This window comes from Mesobaculum littorinae (genome assembly GCF_004011175.1).
GTDB lineage: Bacteria > Pseudomonadota > Alphaproteobacteria > Rhodobacterales > Rhodobacteraceae > Tranquillimonas > Tranquillimonas littorinae.
This window is the reverse complement of the sequence record NZ_RQXX01000002.1, coordinates 577,087-593,313: the sequence shown is the minus strand read 5'-3', so window position 1 is coordinate 593,313 and position 16,227 is coordinate 577,087. Positions and strand designations below refer to the sequence as shown.

Genomic DNA, 16,227 nt, shown 5'->3' with positions numbered 1-16,227 from the left:
GATCGCGGTGCGGGTCAGAAGTCTTCCCACCCGCCGCCACCGCCGCCGGATGCGGCGCGGGGTGCCTCGTCAGGCGCCGGGGCCGACAGCTGCGGCTTGACCGGTGCGCCGCCCGCGGGGGCCCGCGGCGACAGGTCGACGACCGTGCCGCCTCCGCTCTCGCCCCGCGTGATGCGGAAGATGCCGGCCAGTTCCCCGAGCGATTCCGCCTCGCCGCGCAGCGAATGGCTGGCCGCGGTCGCCTCTTCGACCATGGCGGCGTTCTGCTGGGTCACCTGGTCCAGCTGGGTGACGCCGGTGTTTATCTCGGACAGGCCGGTGGACTGCTCCTTGGACGACGACGAGATTTCCGAGACCAGCGACGAGATATGGGCGACGCTGTCGACGATCTCCTTCAGCGCATCGCCGGTCTTACCGACGAGCGAGACGCCGCGTTCGACATGGCTGGACGAGGTCGAGATCAGCGCCTTGATCTCCTTGGCAGCCTCGGACGACCGCTGGGCCAGCGCCCGCACCTCCGAGGCGACGACGGCAAAGCCGCGCCCCGCCTCGCCCGCCCGGGCGGCCTCGACCCCCGCGTTCAGGGCCAGCAGGTTGGTCTGGAAGGCGATATCGTCGATCACCCCGATGATCTGGTTGATCTGATCCGAGGACTTCTCGATCTCGCTCATCGCGGTCACGGCCTCGACCACCACCTCGCCCGAGGTCTGGGCGTTGGTCCGCGCCTCCTGCACGATGGTGTCGGCCTCGCTCGCCCGGGCGGCCGAGGATTTCACGCTCGCCGTCAGCTCGTCGAGCGCGGCGGCGGTTTCCTCGAGCGTCGCGGCCTGGCTTTCGGTGCGGCGCGACAGGTCGTCGGAGGCCTGGCTGATGTCGCGCGACCCGGCGCGGATCGCGTCGGCGGCTTCGACCAGCTGCCCGATCGCCCCGCTCAGACGGTCGCTGGCGGCGTTGAAGTCCTCACGCAGCTGTTCGTATTCCTGCGAGAAGGGTTCTTCGAGCCGCTCGACCAGGTTGCCATCGGCCAGCGCCGACAGCCCGTTGCGCAGGGACGAGATCATCTCGTCCTGGCTGGCCGCGGTCCGGGCACGCTCGGCTTCGAAGGCTTGGCGCGCCTCCTCTTCGCTGGTCGCGTCGCGGGAGATTTCGACCACCTTCATCGGTTGCCCCTGAGCCCCGCGCACGGTGTTGAAGTTGACGTCCATCCAAATCGGTTTGCCATTGCGGTCGACCCGGGCCAGGCGTTCGGCAAAGGGTTCGCCCGCGATGATGCGCGACCACGTGGTGTCGCTGATCCCGTTGCCATCGCCCACCAGCATCTTGCCCGGCTGGCCGATCAGCTCGTCCCGGCCATACCCGGTGACGTCCAGCATGACATCGTTGGTTTCGAGGATCCTGCCGTCGAGATCGTATTCCACCACCGCCTGGCTGCGGCGGATGGCGTTGATGATGCCCTGCGTGGTGCGGATCTCGCTCACGTCGTCCCAGACCAGGACGTTGCCTACATGCGCGCCGGACTCGTCGACGATCGGAGAGATGGACAGCGACACGTTGAGATTGCCGAGACGGACGTCCGCCTGGTGCGGCAGCTTGCTGCGATCGCGCAGGATGGCGTGGATCCGCTGCGGGTCCTTGTGGAAGATGTCGATGTTCCGCCCGATCAGCGACCCGTCGGGGAAGGCGGGCAGCGCGCTGCGCACCTCGTCCATGTTGTCGCTGAAATAGGCCTCGGACACCTTGTTCTGGTTGACGATCATGCCGTCGAGATCCGCCATCAGCATCGCGGTCGAGGAGTTGGCGAAGGCCGAGGCCTGGAACTGGCCCTGCTGTTCGTTCACCGCCGCCATCGCCATCTGATCGCGGAACTCGTCGATCCGCCGCACGATATCGCCGATCTCGTCACGCCGCTTCAGCCGCGTGATCTTGACGCCGAAATTGCGGGCGGCGATTTCGTCCATCGTCTTGGTGACGCTTTCCAGTGCCTTGGTCACGCCGCGGGCCGCGACGAAGCCCAGTACCAGCGACACCACGAACGCCACCGCGAAGTACATCGCGAAGGTCCGCGCAAGGTCGCGGGCCGGCGCCATCAGCTCGGCTTCCGACTGCAGGGCAATCATCGCCCAGGTCGTACCCATGAAGGAGAAGGGCTCGGCCACTGCCATGACGGCGTCGCCATGGCTGTCGGCTACCGAAAGCACGGTCAGACCCTCGGAGTCGAGCACCCGCTGCGCGGTTTCGGGATCGTAATAGGGCTCGAGCACCTCGCCGCCATCTTCGAACATCGATGCGCTGCGCCGCAGAAGGTCGGTTCCCACGACGTTGATCCGGCCCGTATCGCCGAGAAGCGCGGCGGTATCGACGCTCCGGGCCAGGCTCTCGGGGCTCAGGCGGTAGACGATCGTGCCGATCGAGGCGCCGCTGCGGTCGGCTACGTCATGCGTGAGAAAGGCCGCGGGCGTGCCGTCGAGGGCCGCGTAGTTGGTGAAATCCTGGAAGACGGTCTTGCCGCCGGCGGTCTGCGCCCGATCCACCGCGCGGCCCATCGGTCCGCCATCGGGCGTCAGGACGGTGCCGAAATCGGCGGCGGCCTCGACCGAGTAGATCACCCGGCCCTCGGCATCGACAAGGAGGACATCGGCGTAGCCCTGCGCGTCACGCAACGCCTCGAAAAAGGGTGAGAACCGGGCATGCACGTTGTTGTAGGCCGCGGCCGCGTCGCTGTCGGCGGTGCTGCCGGCGCGGTAGGCACGGACCAGCGCTGCGCGATCCTCGTCCCCCAGCGCGTCCCAGGCCATCGTGAAGAGGCGCAGCGCCCCGATGACCGATGGGTTTTCGGCCTGCACGTCCAGATCCTCTTCGACCTCGTGCAACCAGCTCTCAAGCTGCAGTTCGGTCGCGTGCAGCGCCAGCGTCAGCCGTTCGGTGGCATCATTTTTCAGGCTGCCGCGCGCACCCAGATACCCCTCGACCGACATCAGCAGCGCGATGATCGCGCAGAGCACCGAAATCAGGGCAGGCAGTTTGAAGGATAGACTGTGGAACTTCATGTTCGTCTCCGCCAGATGGAGCCGCGCCGCTACCGGCGGCGAAGACGCGTGCGCGCTTCGCCGCGGCGTGGATCCGCCGCAGGTCCCGTGAATCGTCCAAGGCCCCCGACGCAGGGGCTGCGCAGCGGACCATGTCGCGGAAAAGTAAAGGTCCCGATAACTCGGGCCGGATCGGCGCCGCCCGGGCCGGGGCGGCCCGGGGCGGTTCCGGGTCGCGTCGATCTGCGCGGGGCCCAGCGGGTCCAGGCCGCGCCGGGTCTGGCCCGGCGCGGCGTGTTGGGGATCAGGCGATGAGCGTGGCGATCCGGCGGATCGCGAAGTCATAGCCTTCGGTGCCGCATCCCGCGATCACCGCCTCGGCCCTACGGGACACGTACGAGGTGTGGCGGAAGCTCTCGCGCTTGTGGATGTTCGAGATATGCACCTCGATCACCGGGCCTTCGTAGGCCGAAAGCGCGTCGAGAATGGCGATCGAGGTATGCGAATAGGCGCCGGGGTTGATGACGATGCCCGCCTCCGTGCCCCGCGCCGCCTGGATCGCATCGATCAGCGCGCCTTCGTGATTCGACTGCAGGCAACGGCACGCAAGGCCTGCCGAGGCGGCCACATCGCGGCACCGTGCCTCGACATCGGCCAGCGTCTCGGCGCCGTAGATCTGCGGCTCGCGTTCGCCCAGAAGGTTCAGGTTGGGCCCGTTCAGGACCAGGATCGACCGTGTCACGCCGCGCTGCACCTTTCGTCTCGGGACATGCCTGCCGCCCAGAGGTGACCCAACCCGCCCCGCCGCGCAAGCCCCCCGGCCCGCACACCGGACCGTCCGGCGACCTCCCTCAAAGCCTCACCCCGGCCCGCCCCGCCGGCCCGCGCTTCGACACCCCCGGGTTGTAGTCGCCGCGGCCCGCACCTATGCGAAGGTCCGAAGCGGCCGCCCGCGCGGCGGCCATGCAACAGGACCTCAGCCGTGCCCCATCTTGCCCGCGCCACCATGCCCAGCCCCGCCCCCATCGCGGCCCCGCGCCGCGCGACGACGCAGCGGCGCGCATGATCGCGACCATCCTTCCGCTGTTCCTGCTGATCGGCGCGGGCTTCGTCGCGATCCGGTCGCGCTACCTGGGCCCCGGGTCGGTGGCGCCGCTGGGCGCCTTCGTGATCCGCATCGCCCTGCCCGCGCTGATCTTCCATGCGCTGGCGCAGTCCGAATCGGCCTTGTCGTGGCGGTACCTGCTGGCCTACGGCGCAGGGTCGCTGGCGACCTGGGGGCTGGCCTTCGCGGCCGCGCGCGGGGCCCTGTCGATGCCGCGCGGGCACGCGGCGCTGGCGGGGCTGGGCGCCTCGGCCTCGAACTCGGGCTTCATCGGCTACCCCGTCGCGCTGAGCGTCATCGGAGACGGCGCGGCGCAGGTCCTGGCGCATTGCATGATCGTCGAGACGATGCTGATCCTGCCGCTGTCGCTGATGCTGGTGGACCTGTCGCGCGGTGACATCGACGGCGAAACCGATGCCGGCGGGACCGCACCCGCCGGCGCACCGAACCGTCGCGGCCGGGTGGTGGCCCGCAGCCTGCGGGCGGCGGTGACCAACCCGATCCTGATCGCGGTCTTCCTGTCGCTGGTGGTCAAGCTGACCGGCCTGCCGCTGCCCGGCCCCTTCACCCGCGCGTTCGAGCTGATGTCGGCGGTGGCCGCGCCGGTCGCGCTGTTCGTGATCGGCGGCATGCTGGCGACGCTGCCGTTCGAAGGCGGGCCGCTGCCCGTGGCCGGGATCGCGGCGACCAAGCTTCTGCTGCATCCCGCGCTGGTCGCGGTGCTGATGCTGACCCTGCCCGGCATCCCCCCCGAGATGCGCGCCGCAGGGCTGATCTTTGCCGCCGCGCCGATGATCTCGATCTTTCCGATCATCGGCCAGGGGGCGGGGCTCGGCAACCTGACCGCCGCCGCGATGATCAGCGCGACGGTTGCCTCCTTCGCCACCCTGCCGTTGTGGCTGGGGCTGGCACAGTCGGTGCTGGGCGGCTGATCCGCCACCCTCCCACCCCGCCCGCAGCGCGGAGTTGTTAAACTGAATTGATTTCTTGTCAGCGAATGGTTGCGCGCCACATCCCCGTCGAGGACTATCAGCCGTCCCGCCACGGGGCCCGCCGCTCCGGCAGCCTTGGGTGCGGGAGCTTTGATCCGGCGTGACACCCGGGAGGTGACGAACCACATGGCCGATCGCGACAATGTGCGGGACCGTCCGGCGTCTCTGGACGACGATCCCCTGTTGACGCTGACCCTGCACGGCAGCTTTGCGCTGACCGCCCGGGGCGGGGCCGACGTCACGCCCGTGTCGCGCAAGTCGCAGGGGCTTCTGGCGCTGCTGGCCACCGCGCCCAATGCCAAGCGCACGCGGGCCTGGCTGCAAAGCGTGTTGTGGAGCGAAAGCACCCCAGACCGTGCGGCGCAAAGCCTCAGGCGCGAATTGTCGGGGCTCCGCAAGCACTTCGCGGGTCTCGACCTGGAAGGGCTGATTATCGGGCCGGTCAGTGTCGCGCTGAACCCCGCGACGATCGCGGTAGCCAACCCCACCGGCGGCCCGGACGGGCAGAGCGAGCTTCTGGAGGGGATCGACCTGCCAGACCCCGCCTTCGAGGAATGGCTGCGGATGGAGCGTGCCGCACTGGCCCGGCAGGCCACCCCACGCCAGGCCACGGCCCTGCCCGCGGCGCAACCCGGGGCGCAGGCGCCCGTCAAGCCGCCACCACCGATCCTCGGTGTTCCGCCGACCGCGCCCGCGGGCGATGCGGCACGGGCCCGCCCGGTCGGGCCGCCGTCGTTGACCGTGCAGCCCTTCGGCCAGCTGAGCGGGATCGCGGGGCGCAATGCCGAGGCGTTGACGCGCGAGGTCGTCGCCATGGCCCGCGCCTTCGAAGGCATCTTCACGATCCGCGCGGGACAGGGCGCACGGTCTGTGGACCGCGGCGGCGACATGGCGTCCGACTACGTTCTGGCCGGCTACCTGTCGGAGGGGCGCGTGCACGCGGTACTGTCTGACGGGAAGTCCGAGCTGACGCTGTGGTCCGACCGCATCGCCGTGCCCCCGGGCCGGCTGGGACCCGCGGACATCGAACGTGTCGCACGCCGCATCGTCGGCGGCTTCTACTCCGAACTCAGCGACGGCGACTGGACGCGTCTTCCGCTTGACCACGGTGTGGGGATTTCGGCCTGGGCCGCCTACCAGCGGGGGCGCGTGCAGGAGATGCAGGGCAACAAGACCGCGTTCCGCCGCGCCATCCACAACTATCAAAGCGCCATCGACATGGCACCGGATTTCCTGCTGCCCGTCACCTCTCTGGCGTTCCTGCTGATCGACGGGATCCGGCTGAACTGGGTCCGCGACGAAGCCGCGGTCGAGGCGCAGGCCCGCCGCCTGCATGCCGCCGCCGTTCAGACCGCGCCGCGTGACCACTTCGTGCGGACGCTGGGGGCGATGCTGCTGTGCCTGTCGGGACGGTTCCGCCAGGCGGTGCACGAGATGGGCGAGATCATCGACACCGCCCCGCCCAGCTCCGAGCTTCTGGGATATCACGCCGCGCTGATGGGCTATTCCGGCGATATCGAGAACGAGATCTACACGTATTACCAGGCGCTTGGCCTGACGCGGCACCCGCCGAACTGGCTGCGCACCAACCTCGCCGTCGCCTGCCTGATGCGCGGGGACAAGACGCTCGACCCGGTGATCGACGACGCGCTGGCGCTCGACCCCGGCAACCCGCGCGCCCACCTTGCGAAACTGCTCGAGGCTGCGCGGCAGGAGGATGCCGGCGCCGTGGCCCATTGGAAGGAACGCCTGCGCCGCGTGCAGCCGGACTTTACAGCGGAAACATGGCGGTCGCGCCGGTTTTCCCAGGATCCGCGCGACTATGAACGCATCCGCAGCGAATTGCGGCGGCTGGGGTTCTAGGACCGGCTGGGTCCGCGGGATCGGCAGAGGTCGCCGCAGCCGCTAAACTCGAGCCAAAACGCTGGGTCTGTTCGGTGCCGGCCGATCACTAGCTTGGGGAAAAACTTGAAGCAGATGGTGCGGTCGAGAAGACTCGAACTTCCACGGGAGTTACCCCACAGCGACCTCAACGCTGCGCGTCTACCAATTCCGCCACGACCGCACTGTCTAGGCTTCAAGTGAGCCGCCTCTTAGACGATGCCCGCAGGGATGTGAAGGGCGAATCGCGGGGAATCTGCCACCCCGGCGCGGTGACCCCGGATGACGTCACGCCAACCCCGCCGAACGCGCCGCCAAACACCTTGCCCGCCCGCCCTCTTGCACCTTCGCGCGCAGGGTGGTCTGACGCTCCGGCGGGCTTCGTCGCCACGACACGGGAGCGGCGGGCGGGTCGGAAAAAGGGGCAAGGCATGGTCGAATGGCGTATCTCCGACGGGCTGACCGAGTACGACACCGCGCTGTCCGAAATGGAAGCGCGCGCCGCGGCCATCGCCGAGGGCACCGCGGACGAACTGATCTGGCTGCTCGAACACCCGCCCCTCTACACCGCCGGCACCAGCGCACGTCGCGAGGACCTGACCGATCCCGACCGGTTTCCGGTCTTCGAGGCGCGGCGCGGCGGGCAGTACACCTATCACGGTCCGGGCCAGCGGGTGGCCTACGTGATGCTCGACCTCAACCGCCGGGGCCGCGACCTGCGCCGCTTCGTCGCCGCGATGGAGGCCTGGGTGATCGCCGCGCTGGCCGAGTTCAACGTCGACGGCCAGATTCGCGAGGGCCGCGTCGGCGTCTGGGTCGACCGGCCCGAAAAGCCCGCCCTGCCCGACGGCACCCCGCGCGAGGACAAGATCGCCGCGATCGGCGTGCGCGTCCGCCGCTGGGTGACATTCCACGGACTGTCGGTGAACGTCGAACCCGACCTGTCGCATTTCGAGGGAATCGTTCCCTGCGGAATCCGGGGCCACGGCGTCACCAGCCTTGTCGACCTAGGCCTCCCGGTGACGATGGAGGATCTTGACGCCGCGCTGCGCCGACAGTTCGACGGCGCCTTCGCCCGGATCTGAGCGGCGCGCGCGGGCCGGGCGCCCCTGTCGCACCCTCAGGCGCCCCGGCGCGCCAGCCCTGAACGGGGCAGTCCCGCGCCGGTTCGATGCGCATCCCCAGATGACGTGATGAGCGGAGCAGGACCCGGCGGCGGAGAAAACCAGCCAGAATCGCCCGGTTTCAACGCCTTGCATACAAAACCGTACCAACGGGCCCCGGGCGTCGGCAAACCTGCTTGCCGTCGATCGCCGCGCCACGAATACGCGACACGGCGGCTGCGTGCCGCCCGCAGGGGGGCCAGGCAAGGCGCCGGACCCGGCGACGCGGATGGTCGGATCTCAAAACCCGGTGGCCCGCGCCCCGGGGGCGCACCCCGCCTGCCGCGGCGGCACGCGGCCCCGCGACAACTTTTCCACCCCTGCGGCGGATCGCAACATTGCCGCTATTGGCGCAAGCCGCTATGACATGGATCAAGTCCAGGGGCCCGGCCCGACCGGACCCTATCGACTTTACGGCAAGCAGGAGGCACCCAATGGCGGACGCAGCCGTCCATGGCCATGGTGAACACGACGAACGCGGGTTCTTCACCCGCTGGTTCATGTCCACCAACCACAAGGACATCGGTATTCTCTATCTCTTCACGGCCGGCCTCGTCGGCTTCATCTCTGTGGCCTTCACGGTCTACATGCGGATGGAGCTTATGGAGCCGGGCGTGCAGTACATGTGCTCGGAAGGCATGCGGTTCCTGCCGGCAGCCGTCGAGGACTGCACCCCGAACGGCCATCTCTGGAACGTTCTGATCACCGCCCACGGCATCCTGATGATGTTCTTCGTGGTCATTCCCGCGCTGTTCGGCGGCTTCGGCAACTACTTCATGCCGCTGCAGATCGGCGCGCCGGACATGGCGTTCCCGCGGATGAACAACCTCAGCTACTGGCTTTACGTCGCGGGCACCTGCATGGCCGTCGCCTCGGTCTTCGCGCCGGGTGGCAACGGGCAGCTCGGCTCGGGCATCGGCTGGGTGCTCTACCCGCCGCTCTCGACCTCCGAGGGCGGGTATTCCACCGACCTCGCGATCTTTGCCGTCCACATCTCGGGCGCATCGTCGATCCTGGGCGCGATCAACATGATCACGACCTTCCTCAACATGCGTGCGCCGGGCATGACCCTATTCAAGGTCCCGCTCTTCGCGTGGTCGATCTTCGTCACCGCCTGGCTGATCCTGCTGTCGCTGCCCGTTCTGGCCGGCGCCATCACCATGCTGCTGACCGACCGGAACTTCGGCACCTCGTTCTTCCAGCCCGCGGGCGGCGGCGACCCGGTGCTCTACCAGCACATCCTGTGGTTCTTCGGGCACCCCGAGGTCTACATCATCATCCTGCCCGGCTTCGGCATCATCAGCCACGTCATCGCGACCTTCTCGCGCAAGCCTATCTTCGGCTACCTGCCGATGGTCTGGGCGCTGATCGCCATCGGCGTTCTGGGCTTCGTCGTCTGGGCGCACCACATGTACACCGTGGGGATGAGCCTGACGCAGCAGAGCTACTTCATGATGGCCACCATGGTCATCGCGGTACCTACGGGGATCAAGATCTTCTCGTGGATCGCGACGATGTGGGGCGGGTCGGTCGAGCTCAAGACCCCCATGCTCTGGGCCTTCGGCTTCCTGTTCCTCTTCACCGTCGGCGGCGTCACCGGCATCGTGCTCAGCCAGGCCGGCATCGACCGTGCCTATCACGACACCTATTACGTCGTGGCGCACTTCCACTACGTGATGAGCCTGGGCGCCGTGTTTGCCATCTTCGCGGGGATCTACTTCTACTTCCCCAAGATGACCGGCAAGATGTACCCCGAATGGGCGGGCAAGCTGCACTTCTGGATGATGTTCATCGGTGCGAACCTGACGTTCTTCCCGCAGCACTTCCTTGGCCGTCAGGGCATGCCCCGGCGCTACATCGACTACCCCGAGGCCTATGCGCTGTGGAACCACGTCTCGTCCTGGGGCGCGATCCTGAGCTTCGCGTCCTTCGTGTTCTTCATCGTGATCATCTTCCGCGCGATCATTGCCGGTCGGCCCGAAACCCGGCCCAACCCGTGGAACGAACACGCCGACACGCTTGAGTGGACGCTGCCCTCGCCGCCGCCGGAGCATACCTTTGAAACGCTCCCCAAGCGCAGCGACTGGGACCGTGAACCGGCGCACTGATGCCGTTCCTCTGGGATGACATGCACGAAGGGGCCCCGGCGCAAGCCGGGGCCCCTTTGCATGACGGCGATGCCGGCGGACGCCCAGCGAACGATCATGTCCGCTTTGACCATGCCGCCGGGCGCCCTGCCGCGCGCGCCCTCCTCTGGCCGCACCGGTCGATGCCGCCCGAGGGCTTTGCCTGGACCATCGGCATCGCGGCATCGCTGATCGCGGTGCCGCTCCTGGCCTTCGTCGGCACCATGGCGATGTGGGGGCTGCTGCCCTTCGTCGTGCTGGCGATCTGGGGCTTGTGGTATTTCCTGCGCCGCAACTACCGCGACGGCACGCTGCAGGAGGAGCTTGTGCTCTGGTCCGACCGGATCGAGCTGCGCCGCTCGGACCCGTCGGGCCGCCTGCGGGAATGGCACGCCAACCCGCACTGGGTTCGGGTCGAGATCTACGAAAGCGGTGGCCCGGTCGAGAACTACGTCACCCTGCGCGGCGGCGGGCGTGAGGTCGAGCTGGGGGCGTTCCTGTCGTCGGACGAACGCAAGGGCCTGCATGAGGAGCTGACCGGGCGGCTGGCCCGCCTGCCGCGATAGGACGCGCCGCCGCGGTCAGGCGGCGGATGTCGCAAATTGCAGGCGTTCAGCCTGCTGTGCGCGCTCAGGCAAGGCCGCCGCGCCAGGGCTTCAGGAAAGGCGGGCCTTGACCGTCGGGCCCACGGCGCCGAAATCCATCTGCCCGGTGTATTTCGACTTCAGCACGCCCATCACGCGCCCCATGTCGCGGATCGAGCTTGCGCCGGTCTCTTCGATGGCCGCGTCGACGGCGCGCGCGGTTTCCTCGTCGCTCAGCTGCCGGGGCAGGAACTGCTCGATCACCGCGATCTCGGCGCGCTCCTTCTCAGCCAGTTCCAGGCGTCCGCCCTCTTCGTAGGCGCGTGCGCTTTCCTGGCGCTGCTTTACCATCTTGCCCAGGATCTGAAGCACCTCGGCATCGCCGACCATGTCATCCTCGCCCTCGCCGCGGCTCGCGATGTCGCGGTCCTTGATCGCGGCGTTGATCAGCCGCAGCGTGGACAGCCGGTCGGTGTCCTTCTGCTTCATCGCCTCTTTCAACGCCGCCGAGATGCGGGTTCTCATGTCCATGACGTCTTCCTGATTCCGAAGCGGTCGATCCTGAACGCGCAGGCTATGCGAAACCCCGCGCGGGAACAACTGCGGCGCCGCGTCCCGGTCGGCTTGACGCCCTCGCGCGGCGCGCCTAGGTAGCGTGCGACCCCCAGTATATACGGAGCTTTGCCCCATGCCTGCCAGCCCCGCCACCCGGCCGACCGCCTGCCTCGCGCTTGCCGACGGGACGGTCTTCTGGGGCCGCGGGTTCGGCGCCACCGGCCAGACCGAGGCCGAGCTCTGCTTCAACACCGCGATGACCGGCTACCAGGAGATCATGACCGATCCCTCCTACGCCGGGCAGATCGTGACCTTCACCTTCCCCCATGTCGGCAATACCGGCACCACGCCCGAGGACGAGGAAAGCCTTGAACCCGCGGCGGACGGCATCGTCGTCAAGTGGGATCCGACCGAGCCGTCGAACTGGCGCGCGACGGAAACCCTGGATGCCTGGCTGAAATCGCGGGGCAAGATCGGCATCGGCGGCGTCGACACGCGGCGGCTGACCCGGGCGATCCGGCGTCAGGGCGCGCCGCATGTCGCGCTGGCGCATGATCCCGAGGGGAATATCGACATCGGCAAGCTGGTCGCCGCGGCCCGCGATTTCCCGGGCTTGGTCGGCCGGGATCTGGCCCGGACGGTGACCTGCGCGCAGTCCTACCAGTGGGACGAGATGCTGTGGGCCTGGCCCGGCGGGCACGCCCGCCGCGACACGCCCGGTCGCCGCGTCGTCGCCATCGACTACGGCGCCAAGCGGAACATCCTGCGGTCGCTCGCCTCGGCCGGTTGCGACATCACCGTCCTGCCCGCCACCGCCACCGCCGAAGAGGTTCTGGCGCACGAGCCCGAGGGCGTGTTCCTGTCGAACGGCCCGGGCGACCCGGCCGCCACCGGCGAATACGCCGTGCCGACCCTGCGCAAGCTGCTGGACCGCGCCGACATGCCGATCTTCGGCATCTGCCTCGGTCACCAGATGCTGGCGCTGGCGCTTGGCGCCCGGACGGTCAAGATGAACCACGGCCACCACGGCGCCAACCATCCGGTGAAGGACCTCGCCACCGGGAAGGTCGAGATCACGTCGATGAACCATGGCTTTACCGTGGATGCGCAGACCCTGCCCGCGGGCGTCGCCGAAAGCCACGTGTCGCTCTTCGACGGGTCGAACTGCGGCATCACGCTGGACGACCGCCCGGTGTTTTCGGTGCAGTACCACCCCGAAGCCAGCCCCGGTCCGCAGGACAGCTATTACCTGTTCCAGCGCTTCGTGCAGGCGATGGAACAGCGCTAACCCCCTGTCACCGGGCTTCGGCCCGGTGATCTTCACGTTCCGTTAAGCATACCGCGCCCAGTCTGGCCCCACGTCACCGGGGGGCTGACCATGCCGGCACAACTCTCGACCATCCAAGGCGCGGCAACGCCGCGCACAGCCCCCTGGCGGACGGCCAGCGGGCACCGGGCGCGCCCTGCCGCACGCAGGCCTCTGCCCCCGGACCCTCCCGCGGCCGATCCCGCCGGGATCGCCCAGCTGGGCCTTGGATGGTGCCTGGCGCACGATACCGTACCGCTCAAGCGTGCGGGGGCGGTCACGCTTGTCGGCACGGCGGGCGAACCGCAGTTCGACGAGATGCGCCCGTGGCTGGAACGCCGGCTTGGCCCCGTGCGGCTATGCGTCGTACCGCCGCCCGAGGCGCGCGCGATACTCCTATCCAGCCAACGGCAGGGCCTCGCCAGCCGTGCCGAATCGCGGGTTCCGGCGGCCTACAGCTGCCGTACCTCGCGGCACCCTGCGACTGGTGCGGTTCGCAATGTCGTCGCCACCCTCGCGGCGCTCTCGGTGGTCGGGCTTTCGCTTTATCCCGCGGCCACCTGCGGCGTGCTGGCATCCGTCGCCTTGATCAGCCTCGCCATCGACGGGCTGCTGAAGGGCGCCGCGCTTCTGGCGCTCACCCGCCCCGCCCCTCCGGTGCAGGCGCCGCCCCTGCCCGACGACAGGCTGCCGGTGATCTCGCTCCTGGTGCCGCTCTACCGCGAAGGCCGGATCGCGCCTGCCCTGATCGACCGGTTGGGTCGGCTGGACTATCCGCGCGACCGGCTCGAGGTGCTCGTCGTGCTGGAAGAAGAGGATCTTGCCACCGACGCCGCGCTTCTGTCGCACGGGCTGCCGCCCTGGGCGCGGACGGTGCGGGTGCCGCGGGGCACGGTGAGGACCAAGCCCCGGGCGATGAACTATGCCCTCTACCTCTGCCGGGGCGACATCGTGGGAATCTACGACGCCGAGGATCTGCCCGACCCCGACCAGCTGCGCAAGATCGCCGCCCGTTTCGCCGCCGAGCCGCCACAGGTCGCCTGCCTGCAGGGCGTTCTGGACCACTACAACAGCGGCGCGACCTGGATCACCCGCTGTTTCGCGCTGGACTACGCGGGTTGGTTCCGCGCGGTGCTGCCGGGGCTAGAACGGCTGGGACTGGTCCTGCCGCTGGGCGGCACGACGGTGTTCTTCCGCCGTGCCGCGCTGGAGCACGTGGCCGCGTGGGACGCGCATAACGTGACCGAGGATGCCGATTTGGGCGTGCGGCTGGCGCGCAATGGCTATCGCACGCGCATGATCGACAGCGTGACACGGGAAGAGGCGGTCGCCCGCGCCTGGCCGTGGATCAAGCAGCGGACTCGCTGGCTCAAGGGCTATGCGGTGACCTATGGCGTCCACATGCGGGCGCCGCGGGCGCTGTGGCGCGATCTTGGACCCTGGCGATTCTTTGGCGTGCAGGTCCTGTTTCTGGGCGCTTTGGCGAACTTCGCCGCCGCGCCCCTGCTCTGGAGCTTCTGGCTATTTACCGTGGGCGTTCCGGTACCCTGGGCGGGACTTGGTATCGCGCCGTCGGGGGCGGCCCTGCTGGGGGTGCTGTGCAGCTACAGCGCGCTGCAGGTCCTGGTGGCGGCACGTGGCGCGGCGGCGCAGGGCGGGTTTCGCCCCCTGCTCTGGCTGCCCTGTCTCTGGGTCTACCACGCGCTGGGGTGCATCGCCGCCTATCGCGGCTTTTACGAAGCCGTGGTCCGCCCGTTCCACTGGGACAAGACCGAACACGGAATGAGCCCGCCGCAGATCGCGGCCCCGCCCGCCCCGCCGGCCCCCGACCCGCCCCGCCTGCCACCGCCCGAGGGCAACGAAGGCGAGGTTTTCGGGATTGCTGCGGAATAGCTGCCTTGGGGCCGCACCGATCCGGCCCGCATGCCGCCTTGCCTGAGGTCCGCCCGACCGCCGCCCTGACCGCTCCTATTCCGCGGCGGACCTCGCAGCGTCGTATTTCAGCCGGGTCTCGAAGGCCTTCGAGATATGGCCGCGCACCGCCTGCGCCGCAGCATCGCCGTCACCCGTGGCGATGGCCGCGACGATGCGGTCGTGTTCGTCGAGCGCATCCGCCCCGCGCCCCTCGATCGCCAGCGAGGTCGTCGCCAGAAGCGCCATGAACCGGTGCACAAGGTCCAGCTGCTGCATCAGGAACCGGTTGTGCGAGGCCAGGTGCAGCTGCTTGTGAAACCGCCGGTTGGCGCGGGCAAGCGCGGCCGGGTCGCCCAGCAGCGCGCGATCCTCCCGCGCCATGTCCGACAGCACCCGCACCTCCTCGGCCGTGGCGTGGCGGGCGGCGAGCCGCGCGGCCAGGCCCTCAAGCTCGGTCCGTACGACGTAAAGCTCGGCCAGCGCGTTGTGATCCAGCGCCGAGACGATCAGCGACCGCCCGTCGCGGCTGAGGATCGACTGAGTCTCAAGCCGTTGAAGCGCCTCGCGGATCGGGGTGCGGGACACACCGAACCGATCGGCCAGTTCGCTTTCCACGAGCCTGTCGCCGGGCCGATAGATACCGATGTCGATGGCTTCGAGGATCAGCCGATACGCGTCTCGCTGACCCGACCGCGTCTCGCCCATGGGCCGCCCCTTTTCGTCGTCCGCACGACCCTATCCCGCCGCGCGCCACGGGATCAAGTCGTCGCTTCCCGCAGGGCCCGAGCCGCCGACCCGCGGGCTGACCGCGAGGGCCGGCCCCGCTGACCGCCCACCGATCGGCCCCGCGCCCCACCGCCGCACCCCGCAGCTGCCAGTTGCCGCGTCCCGCGCCAGGCTCTACATCGCGGGGCATGGTCGCCTCGCATTTCAGCCACATCCGCACATGGGTCTTCGACCTCGACAACACGCTCTATCCGCCCTCCGCCCGGCTCTTCGACCAGATGGAGGTCAGGATGACCGCGTGGGTCATGCGCGAGCTGGGCGTCGACCGGGCCGAGGCCGATCGCCTGCGCCATGACTACTGGGTCCGCTACGGCACCACGCTGGCGGGGCTGATGGCGCTGCATGGCGTCGACCCCGACGCCTATCTCGAAGATGTCCACGCCGTCACTCTGGACCATATCGAGATCGACGCCCTTCTGGTGCGCCACATCGCGGCGCTGCCCGGGCGGCGGGTGGTCTTTACCAACGGATCGGGGCCCTACGCGGCGCGGGTGCTGGCGGCCCGCGGTCTCGACGGCCTGTTCGACGCGGTCTACGGCGTAGAACACGCAGGGTTCCGTCCCAAGCCCGAGGCGGCGGCCTATGATGCGGTCTTCGGGCGCGACGGGCTGGTCCCCCGCACCGCCGCGATGTTCGACGATGACCCGCGCAACCTGGCCGAGCCGCACCGACGCGGCCTGCGCACGGTCCACGTCGCGCCCGCCCCGATGCAGCTGGCGCATATCCACCATCACACCGACGACCTGACCGCGTTCCTGGGCCAGATCGTGCCGCGACGGGAGATCTGAG

Annotated in this window: 12 protein-coding genes and 1 tRNA gene; 8 read left to right on the top strand and 5 right to left on the bottom strand. The window is 69.0% G+C overall.

Annotated features, from left to right (window positions below; translation table 11 throughout):
* Positions 1-14: 14 nt before the first annotated feature.
* Both EKE94_RS19210 and aroQ read right to left on the bottom strand, forming a co-directional pair.
* Positions 15-3,047, bottom strand: coding sequence for a methyl-accepting chemotaxis protein (locus EKE94_RS19210; protein ID WP_164870854.1), 3,033 nt, complete (start codon positions 3,045-3,047; stop codon positions 15-17).
* A gap of 283 nt (positions 3,048-3,330) precedes the next feature.
* Positions 3,331-3,768, bottom strand: coding sequence for a type II 3-dehydroquinate dehydratase (gene aroQ / locus EKE94_RS07495; protein WP_127905967.1), 438 nt, complete (start codon positions 3,766-3,768; stop codon positions 3,331-3,333).
* Positions 3,769-4,088: 320 nt separating this feature from the next.
* Here aroQ and EKE94_RS07490 point away from each other — a divergent pair, with 320 nt between their 5' ends.
* Together EKE94_RS07490 and EKE94_RS07485 are read left to right on the top strand one after the other, a co-directional pair.
* Positions 4,089-5,063, top strand: a complete 975-nt coding sequence (locus EKE94_RS07490) for an AEC family transporter (RefSeq protein ID WP_164870853.1) — start codon at positions 4,089-4,091, stop codon at positions 5,061-5,063.
* 186 nt (positions 5,064-5,249) lie between these two features.
* Positions 5,250-6,986 carry a hypothetical protein gene (locus EKE94_RS07485; protein WP_127905965.1) on the top strand — a complete coding sequence of 579 codons (1,737 nt, stop codon included), beginning with the start codon at positions 5,250-5,252 and terminating at the stop codon, positions 6,984-6,986.
* A gap of 115 nt (positions 6,987-7,101) precedes the next feature.
* Here EKE94_RS07485 and EKE94_RS07480 read toward each other — a convergent pair.
* A tRNA-Leu gene (locus EKE94_RS07480) sits at positions 7,102-7,188 on the bottom strand.
* Positions 7,189-7,204: 16 nt separating this feature from the next.
* Here EKE94_RS07480 and lipB point away from each other — a divergent pair.
* The 3 genes from lipB (at position 7,205) to EKE94_RS07465 (ending at position 10,859) form a co-directional block, all read left to right on the top strand.
* Complete coding sequence (lipB, locus tag EKE94_RS07475) at positions 7,205-8,089, top strand: lipoyl(octanoyl) transferase LipB (RefSeq protein ID WP_328590471.1); 885 nt, start codon at positions 7,205-7,207, stop codon at positions 8,087-8,089.
* Positions 8,090-8,601: 512 nt separating this feature from the next.
* Complete coding sequence (gene ctaD / locus EKE94_RS07470) at positions 8,602-10,275, top strand: cytochrome c oxidase subunit I (RefSeq protein ID WP_127905963.1); 1,674 nt, start codon at positions 8,602-8,604, stop codon at positions 10,273-10,275.
* The gene (locus EKE94_RS07465) at positions 10,275-10,859 is read left to right on the top strand and encodes a DUF2244 domain-containing protein (protein ID WP_235855928.1); all 585 of its coding nucleotides are present in this window, start codon (positions 10,275-10,277) and stop codon (positions 10,857-10,859) included. The genes ctaD and EKE94_RS07465 overlap by 1 nt, the downstream gene beginning before the upstream one ends.
* 90 nt (positions 10,860-10,949) lie before the next feature.
* Here EKE94_RS07465 and EKE94_RS07460 read toward each other — a convergent pair whose 3' ends face one another.
* Complete coding sequence (locus EKE94_RS07460) at positions 10,950-11,408, bottom strand: GatB/YqeY domain-containing protein (protein ID WP_127905962.1); 459 nt, start codon at positions 11,406-11,408, stop codon at positions 10,950-10,952.
* A 157-nt stretch (positions 11,409-11,565) separates the two neighbouring features.
* On the opposite strand from EKE94_RS07460, the gene carA reads away from it, so the two are divergent.
* A complete protein-coding gene (gene carA / locus EKE94_RS07455; protein ID WP_127905961.1) occupies positions 11,566-12,720 on the top strand; it encodes a glutamine-hydrolyzing carbamoyl-phosphate synthase small subunit in 1,155 nt (384 codons plus the stop codon).
* A gap of 90 nt (positions 12,721-12,810) precedes the next feature.
* Positions 12,811-14,631, top strand: coding sequence for a glycosyltransferase (locus EKE94_RS07450; RefSeq protein ID WP_127905960.1), 1,821 nt, complete (start codon positions 12,811-12,813; stop codon positions 14,629-14,631).
* A 75-nt stretch (positions 14,632-14,706) separates the two neighbouring features.
* Here EKE94_RS07450 and EKE94_RS07445 read toward each other — a convergent pair whose 3' ends face one another.
* Complete coding sequence (locus EKE94_RS07445; RefSeq protein ID WP_127905959.1) at positions 14,707-15,357, bottom strand: GntR family transcriptional regulator; 651 nt, start codon at positions 15,355-15,357, stop codon at positions 14,707-14,709.
* A 209-nt stretch (positions 15,358-15,566) separates the two neighbouring features.
* Between EKE94_RS07445 and EKE94_RS07440 the strand changes: the two genes are divergently transcribed.
* Complete coding sequence (locus EKE94_RS07440) at positions 15,567-16,226, top strand: pyrimidine 5'-nucleotidase (protein ID WP_127905958.1); 660 nt, start codon at positions 15,567-15,569, stop codon at positions 16,224-16,226.
* Position 16,227 lies beyond the last annotated feature (1 nt).